Raw genomic sequence first — 7,530 nt, 5'->3', positions numbered from 1 at the left:
CTGCCATAAAATTATTACTCAATAAAATTTAAACAGGCTCTAAAAATAAATTGCTTCTACAAAAAATCTTATTATAACAATTAGCATTTTTATATTTGCAAAAAATAAACATTAAAAAATGATTACAAAAAAATTATTAGCATTCTCATTATTAATACTGAGCTTTAATTTTTACTTTACTCAGGAAGTTGAAATTAAAAATGATAAAGTTTTGCTTGATGGAAAACAAATTTTGAAAGCAGAAAAAATCAATATGGTGGAATATTCATTTTACAATTTGAAAAGTGATGATGAAATATTACTTTTCAGACAGATGGATAATGAAACATCAAGATATCAAGATGATGATTATTATGTACTTAATTTTCTGACCGAAAAAGTAAAAGTAGAATCTAATGATTTTTATAAAATTGCCAGCTTTATGAATTCTAAAAAGGCTATGGAAAAATTGATAAAATGGCTTTTGAAAGAAAAAGTACTTACAAATGATGGAGAATTGAATCCTGATCGTCTTGCCATCTTCAAAGAGAAATATGACCAAAACATTACAGAAAGAACAATAAGATAAATGACCAAAATCCTCCTCCTCTCCGATTCTCACTCTTATATTGATGACCGAATTTTAGATTATGCAAAGCAGGCCGATGAAATTTGGCATTGTGGAGATTTTGGAAGTTTTGAGATTATTGAGCAACTTGAAAAAATAAAGCCTTTAAAAGGTGTTTGGGGAAATATTGACAATGCGAAAATCCGCTCTGAATTTCCTGAAGTAAATCGCTTTTTTTGTGAAAATGTAGAAGTTTTAATGATTCACATCGGTGGTTATCCCGGAAAATATACTCCTTTAGCCAAGAAAGAAATTTCTGAAAAAGCTCCAAAATTATTTATTTCAGGACATTCTCATATTCTGAAGGCGATGTATGATGATAAAAACAAATTACTTCATCTCAATCCGGGAGCTTGCGGAAAACAAGGATGGCATAAAATGAGAACAATGATGCAGTTTGTGATTGATGGTAATGAAATAAAAGATCTGGCGATAATAGAATTAGGACCCAAAATATAAATTAAAACACAAATATCACAAATATTTTTCACGAATAACACCAATAATTTTGTGAAAATTTGTGTACAACATTTGTGTTAATTAGTGGTAAAAAAATGAAAATTGGCAATAAAGTTTCGGTAGTAGATGAAGATTTAAGCGGAGTGATTACTTCGGTGAATGGAAACATTGTGGTTTTTAAAGACGAATACGGTTTCACCTATCAATATCCGAAAGAAAAACTGGTTCCGAAAGATGCTGAAATTTATGAAAATATTAAAATCATAAAAAAGGCAGAACCTAAAAAAGTAGTTTCTAAAAAGCATGATAAAAACCCTTTGATTTTAGATCTTCACTTTGAAAACTTAGTTAAAAACCCTCATGATTACGATAGTTTCGAAAGGTTGTTTCTGCAAAAGGAAAAACTGATTCAGACGATTAATTTCTGTAGAAAAAATCATTTAAAAAGACTTGAAATTGTACATGGAATTGGCGACGGAACTTTACAGAGAATGGTTTTTGATGTTCTTGAAAGCCAAACAGGTCTGGATTTTTACAATAAGGAAATACTTCATCATCAATCGGGTGCGGTAATGGTAGAATTTCACTAAATTTGCAACAATTGTAATATGAACGTACTAAATTTACTTTTTACCAAAGACGGACTGATCTACCAAATCATCAAAAACAAAAGTGTTTTGGAAGAAAAGTCTTATTTCGTAGACGAAGAATCGCCAAAGAATTTCATCTCCGGAAAACTAGAAGATGCATTGCTGAAACAGAGATATGACGAAATTTCTGTAGTTTCTGCGTTGAATCATTTTACTTTAATGCCCGAAGGTTTTGAAGATCACGACTCGGGATATGATTTGATTGCCTTCAACGCACCTGTTGATAAAGAAAATACAGAACTGATGCTTTCTGTCAACAAAAAGTTTAAGCTACAGTTTTATTATACTTTTCCAAAAGAATTTTATAATAAAATAAAAGACATTTCGGTTCCGGTAAAATTTAATTTTTCGGGAGAGAAATTTTTAAACTCAATCAACAATAAGAATAATAAAGAAATTCACATCAATCTTTACCACAATCAATGTGAGTTTTTTGCGATATCCAATAAAAAAATCATCTTATATAACAACCTAGATGTTAATTCGGAAGTAGATTTTCTGTATTTCGTGATGTTTACTTTAAGTAAAATCGGTTTTGGAATCAACGACACCTATTTTTACGTGTATGGCGAAACCACAGAAAACGAAACATTCATTTCAGAACTTCAGAAATTTGTAAAAAATCTGAAAGTTGTTTTTGATAATATCCCGAATAAGAATTTCATCCTTAATTAGGTTGCAGGATGCAGATTTTAGGATTTAGTTTCTACTGCTACCCTTCACCTATCATCTAAAACCTAACAAAAATGTACAGAATAATTTCCGGTAAATGGAAAGCCAAAAAAATAGCCGCTCCCAAAAACTTTGACGTAAGACCAACAACAGATTTTGCTAAAGAAGCACTTTTCAGTATTTTGGAAAACACTTACGATATGCAGTCGATTTCCGTTCTTGATCTTTTTGCGGGAATTGGTTCTATTACTTTAGAATTTGCTTCAAGAGGTTGCCAAGATGTGACTTCCGTTGAAATGAACCCAAAACATACGTCTTTTATTAACTCTACTGCTGCAGAACTGGATATGAGTTTGCAGGTAAATACTCAAAGAGGTGATGTTTTTGACTGGCTGAAAAAATTCAGAAATAATAAATCTTACGAAATCGTTTTTGCTGATGCTCCTTTTGAAACTGAAGAAAAAAAGTATCACGAATTGCTTTCTTTAGTTTTAAAAAATAAATATTTAAAACCTAACGGAATCCTAATTGTAGAACATCAAAGCAGATTAAAGCTTGATCATCCGAATTATAAATTCACCAGAAAATATGGAAATGTGAGCTTTAGTTTTTACGAACCTTATCAGGAAACGGAAATGGAAGCAGAAACCGAAAACAGCGATATAACAGAATAAAAAAAGACTCTTTATGAGTCTTTTTTTTTGTTTTATAATACTTTCAATTCTAAATCAATGGTCTTGCCAAAGAATTTCTTGGATATTTTTTCGAAATTTTTGGTAATATCCGAAAGGTAAAATTTGTAATTCGGCTTCGGATTATTATCATTCAAAAGATGATATTTATCTAAAATAATCGTCAAATGATTGGCTACAATATTCGGAGAATCAATCACACGAACGCGGTTTCCATAATATTGTTTGATCTCGTCAATCAAAAGCGGATAATGCGTGCAACCCAAGATCAACGTTTCAATATTCTTCAATTTAGTATTACTCAGATAATTATAAATAATAGAATGCGTAATCGGATGATTTTTAAAACCTTCTTCAATTGCAGGAACCAAAAGCGGAGTCGCCAATTCATCAACCTTGATAAATTTATTGTGTTTACGGATGCTTTTCTTGTACAAACCTGAATTTACTGTTGCTTTCGTTGCAATAACCCCCACATTATTATGAATTTCATACGCTACTTTTTCAGCAACAGGATTGATAACATCAATTACAGGAACTTTTCCCGCAACCGAATTCATAACATCTTGTAAAGCATTTGCTGTAGCCGTATTACAGGCAATTACAATCGCTTTGCAGTTTTGTTCTAAAAGGAAGTTAGAAATTTTCGTAGAATATTCTATAATCGCTTCTTTAGATTTTTCACCATAAGGAAGATGTTTAGTGTCTCCAAAATAAATAAGATCTTCATTAGGAAGAAGTCTTTTTATTTCTTTGGCAACTGTTAAACCTCCCACTCCGCTATCGAAAATTCCGATAGGCTGTTTTGGTGAAAGATGCGAATAATCTTGTTTTTTAGTTTTCAAACGATGTGAAATTTAATACAAAAATAGTGAATAGAATTGTAAACTAATTAAAGATTACTAATCGAAAAATCTTTTGGATACCTTACTTTATAACTCACCCGGAGTTTTTTTGTTTCTGATGGAGAAATTTTGGTATCCCAAGTTAAATACCCTTTTTCCTTATCAACTTCTGCGTTACCTGCCTGTAACAACTCTATTTTCACACTTTCATCTTTACTCAATGGAAACTGATCTTTTATTTCAATATCAATTGCATCCTTTTTATTATTTCGCACAACAATATCATAAGTAAATGTTTTTTCCTGATAAGATGAAAAAAGTTTCACATTAGATTTATCATCAATTATTTCTTTACGAACACTAATTTTCTTGTCATCACCGAGTGTAATATTTAATTCATCAGTTGTTTGATTTGGTTTTATTGTAGTTTCACCAATGTACATGTTTTCAAAAACAATATTTGCAGGAGCAGAAATGAGATCATACTTATTAAAATCTTTTATTTTAGCAATTAAAAAAGCATCTGTTCTAGATTTCGGAGCAACAAAATATTTATAACTTGCAGGTATTTTTACCTGTTTTAAATTAATAAAATTCTCCTGATTATTTGATAATATATCATACGGCACATCAACATCAAAACTAATATTAAATTGATTTTCGACAGATCTGAAAGCCATACCCACAACTACCACCTCTTCAATTTTTTGTTCCTTAACGGTATCACTTCTACTACTGTATCCACGCGCAGAAAATTGTTCTTCCTGTTTATAAGATTCCAAAAACCAAGGTTGTAAAACCGGAGCAGTATTATTTCTTGTCGATCGCCCATTAATTAAAGATAATTTTACTGCTTTCCAATCTAATCCTGTATCTTGTCTCACTTTTGCTTTAAATGTAACATCCAAAGGTTCTGAAATTTTATTTCCTTTTACTTCGTAAAAAGGTTCCCAATAAGCATTTTCAGCCAAATAGTTAATGTCAGCTTTTACATTAACAGCAACAGAACTCATTAGCTTTATAATAACAACTCCGTCTGCTGAAGCTTCTTCCTGTTCAGAATTAATTCTCAAACTGCTTCTTAGTCTGTTAAGTTTTTTTTGAAGATCATTATTTTTTTTGTTAATAACAGACAATGCAGTACTTATTTCTACTCTCTTTGTTTTATAATATTCTGTAAGCTGCATTAATTGAGCAACGCTTGAAGTATTACTCCCTACTAAAACGGTTTGATTCTTATCTAAAAGCTCTAATGTTTTAGTATTGGCTTCCAACTCAATATTTGATTTAAAAAGAAGATCTTCAATCAATGTAATACTGTCTGTAACTTTTTTGATACGTGGATTTGTTTTATCCATATCGTATTCAGAAACGTAACTATCAGTAAATTGTACTGAAAGAATATTTACATTTTTGTTATTTATACTTACCTGCAAAGATTTTTCTATCGTTTCATCTGAAAGATTTGTGATTACAACTTCTGAAGTACCTACCGGTAATGAAAAAGTAGCAGAATTCTGTAATTCTGCAGAATTTCTGTAAACGTTTACAGCATTTACTTTAGCTTTAGCAAAAATTGGTTTTTGTGAATAATGCAGAACCCCAAAAAAGAAAAACAGAAGAAATATATTTTTTCCCATCGTAATGATAATTTATTTCAAATATACATTTTTGTAACTATTAAATAAGAAATAAATCAGAGGCAATTCCGTCTGCCATAAACCAATGTTTTTCAGGGATTATAAGGTGATTATCTTCTATTTTTAAGATACCATCTTCTATTTTAGGCTGAATTTCTTTATTAAATTTATCTAAAATATTTTCAGAAAATTTTTGGTTTAAACTATCCAAATTCACTCCCCAAATTGTTCTTAAGCCAATCATAATCATTTCATTGAACTGGTCTTGTTGTGAAAGAATTTCTGTTTCTTTTGCTAAAATATTTGAATTTAATTTTTTAATGTATTGCTGATTGTTGGCTACATTCCAGCTTCGCACATCATTTCCGTTGTAAGAATGTGCTGAAGGACCAATTCCCAAATATTCCTGATATTTCCAATACGCAGAATTATGTCTTGAATAAACCCCTTCTTTGGCAAAATTTGACACTTCATAATGATTAAAATTATGATCTTTCAGAAAATCGATCATGTAATAAAACTCACGGTTCTGCTCTTCTTCTTTCGGGTTTGAAACTTTTCCTTTCGAAACCCAGTTTTCTAAAGCAGTTTTCGGCTCAACCGTTAAAGCATAAGACGAAATATGTGGAATTTCAAGCGCAATGGTTTTATTTAAATTTTCCTTCCAGATTTCCAGATTAGAAGTTGGCGAACCATAAATTAAATCAATACTTAAATTTTCAAATCCGAAATCCTGTGCTCTTTTAATAGAACCTTCTGCTTCGGAGGCATTATGAGCACGATTCATTAGTTTCAGATCTTCATCAAAAAAACTTTGTGTTCCGATAGACAAACGATTAACCGGAGAATCTGACAATCCTTTTAAAAATTGAGAATTCAGATCATCGGGATTGGCTTCTAAAGTAATCTCGATGTCATTATTAAAACTAAAATGTTTTAAAACCTCATCAATTAAAGATTTAATTTCATCTGCAGAAAGCACAGAAGGAGTTCCGCCGCCAAAATAGAGAGACTGCAAATTTTTATTCTGAAGTTCGTCTTTTCTAAGGAAAATTTCCTTTTTCATCGCATCCAGCATTTCATCTTTAAAATTCAAAGAAGTGGAAAAATGAAAATTGCAATAGCTGCATTTCTGTTTGCAGAAAGGGATGTGAATGTAAATCATAAAAAAAGCCCTGAAAAATTTCAGAGCTCAAATTTATTTAAATTAAATTGATTAATATCTAAATCCTCTATGATTAATAAAGTTATCGAAGTTATAACCAACTCCAAGCATGAAGCTGTTTCCTCCATAAGTCTGAATATCAGACATTCCAAGGTTGTAAGTAGCACCAATCATAAATTTATTGAATCTTACTTTTACCACTGGAGAAACACTTAATTCCTGATTATCAAATCTGTTTTGAACAGCTCTGTAGCTTACCCCAAAAGAGAATGCGTTGATATCGTTAGAGAATGTAGCCATCAAGTTGAAGTCTGTCATTCTTGTAGAATTGGTATTTAAGTTTACCAAAACTGAAGGAGTAATTGCAATATTGTCTGCAATCTTCCAGTCGTATCCTAAGTTTAAGAAAAACTTGATTGGAGAAGGCTCGTAATTGTTTACGATAGATTCGTCATTGCTTAATGCGATATCGTTTACGGAAACACCCCCGAAAATTCCTCTATAAGTAGCTGCTAAACCGAAGTTTGCATAAGCCATAAAGATATTACTTTCATTACCTTGTAATAATGGGTCGTAACCGTCTTCAGTATTGATTTTTGAGTAATCAAAATTCATATTGTAGAAGTTAACACTTGTACCAAAAGAAAACTGATCTTTTCTCTCCCCTTCACTACTTAGTGGGATGAAATAAGATGCACCAGCTGTAATACCTCCAGCTGAAATAGGACCGTTGCTATCTCTAAAAACAGAAAGACCTGCTCCAACTCTGTCAAAAATATTTGCATTAATCCCTACAGACT

The 7,530-nt window shown here is 31.2% G+C and carries 9 protein-coding genes; 5 read left to right on the top strand and 4 right to left on the bottom strand.

Annotated elements, in window-relative coordinates:
* Positions 1 to 118 precede the first annotated feature (118 nt).
* The 5 genes from OEW74_RS17735 (at position 119) to OEW74_RS17715 (ending at position 3,062) form a co-directional block, all read left to right on the top strand.
* Positions 119 to 568 carry a hypothetical protein gene (locus OEW74_RS17735; RefSeq protein ID WP_265429730.1) on the top strand — a complete coding sequence of 150 codons (450 nt, stop codon included), beginning with the start codon at positions 119 to 121 and terminating at the stop codon, positions 566 to 568.
* Positions 569 to 1,066: a metallophosphoesterase family protein gene (locus OEW74_RS17730; RefSeq protein ID WP_265429729.1), complete on the top strand. Its 498-nt coding sequence runs from the start codon at positions 569 to 571 to the stop codon at positions 1,064 to 1,066.
* A 95-nt stretch (positions 1,067 to 1,161) separates the two neighbouring features.
* Entirely contained in the window at positions 1,162 to 1,656 is a 495-nt protein-coding gene (locus OEW74_RS17725) for a Smr/MutS family protein (protein ID WP_074231099.1), read from the top strand.
* An 18-nt stretch (positions 1,657 to 1,674) separates the two neighbouring features.
* Positions 1,675 to 2,391 carry a DUF3822 family protein gene (locus tag OEW74_RS17720; protein WP_265429728.1) on the top strand — a complete coding sequence of 239 codons (717 nt, stop codon included), beginning with the start codon at positions 1,675 to 1,677 and terminating at the stop codon, positions 2,389 to 2,391.
* Between the two features lie 71 nt (positions 2,392 to 2,462).
* The gene (locus OEW74_RS17715; RefSeq protein WP_265429727.1) at positions 2,463 to 3,062 is read left to right on the top strand and encodes an RsmD family RNA methyltransferase; all 600 of its coding nucleotides are present in this window, start codon (positions 2,463 to 2,465) and stop codon (positions 3,060 to 3,062) included.
* A 32-nt stretch (positions 3,063 to 3,094) separates the two neighbouring features.
* Here the strand turns inward: OEW74_RS17715 and murI are convergent, their stop codons facing one another.
* The 4 genes from murI to OEW74_RS17695 all read right to left on the bottom strand — a co-directional run.
* Positions 3,095 to 3,925 carry a glutamate racemase gene (murI, locus tag OEW74_RS17710; RefSeq protein ID WP_102979278.1) on the bottom strand — a complete coding sequence of 277 codons (831 nt, stop codon included), beginning with the start codon at positions 3,923 to 3,925 and terminating at the stop codon, positions 3,095 to 3,097.
* A 47-nt stretch (positions 3,926 to 3,972) separates the two neighbouring features.
* Complete coding sequence (locus OEW74_RS17705; protein WP_265429726.1) at positions 3,973 to 5,565, bottom strand: DUF4139 domain-containing protein; 1,593 nt, start codon at positions 5,563 to 5,565, stop codon at positions 3,973 to 3,975.
* A gap of 40 nt (positions 5,566 to 5,605) precedes the next feature.
* The gene (hemW, locus tag OEW74_RS17700) at positions 5,606 to 6,730 is read right to left on the bottom strand and encodes a radical SAM family heme chaperone HemW (RefSeq protein WP_265429725.1); all 1,125 of its coding nucleotides are present in this window, start codon (positions 6,728 to 6,730) and stop codon (positions 5,606 to 5,608) included.
* A 51-nt stretch (positions 6,731 to 6,781) separates the two neighbouring features.
* Positions 6,782 to 7,530 (bottom strand): PorP/SprF family type IX secretion system membrane protein (locus OEW74_RS17695; RefSeq protein WP_265429724.1); only part of this gene is annotated, 749 nt, incomplete at its 5' end.

The organism is Chryseobacterium sp. YIM B08800, assembly GCF_026163565.1.
Classification (GTDB): Bacteria; Bacteroidota; Bacteroidia; order Flavobacteriales; family Weeksellaceae; genus Chryseobacterium.
This window is presented reverse-complemented; position numbering and strand designations above follow the sequence as displayed.

Excerpts from the sequence above, each read along its gene's own strand:
- OEW74_RS17735 (WP_265429730.1), top strand. The coding sequence starts at position 119 with ATGATTACAAAAAAATTATTAGCATTCTCATTATTAATACTGAGCTTT.
- OEW74_RS17730 (WP_265429729.1), top strand. The coding sequence starts at position 569 with ATGACCAAAATCCTCCTCCTCTCCGATTCTCACTCTTATATTGATGAC.
- OEW74_RS17725 (WP_074231099.1), top strand. The coding sequence starts at position 1,162 with ATGAAAATTGGCAATAAAGTTTCGGTAGTAGATGAAGATTTAAGCGGA.
- OEW74_RS17720 (WP_265429728.1), top strand. The coding sequence starts at position 1,675 with ATGAACGTACTAAATTTACTTTTTACCAAAGACGGACTGATCTACCAA.
- OEW74_RS17715 (WP_265429727.1), top strand. The coding sequence starts at position 2,463 with ATGTACAGAATAATTTCCGGTAAATGGAAAGCCAAAAAAATAGCCGCT.
- OEW74_RS17705 (WP_265429726.1), bottom strand. The coding sequence starts at position 5,565 with ATGGGAAAAAATATATTTCTTCTGTTTTTCTTTTTTGGGGTTCTGCAT.
- hemW (WP_265429725.1), bottom strand. The coding sequence starts at position 6,730 with ATGATTTACATTCACATCCCTTTCTGCAAACAGAAATGCAGCTATTGC.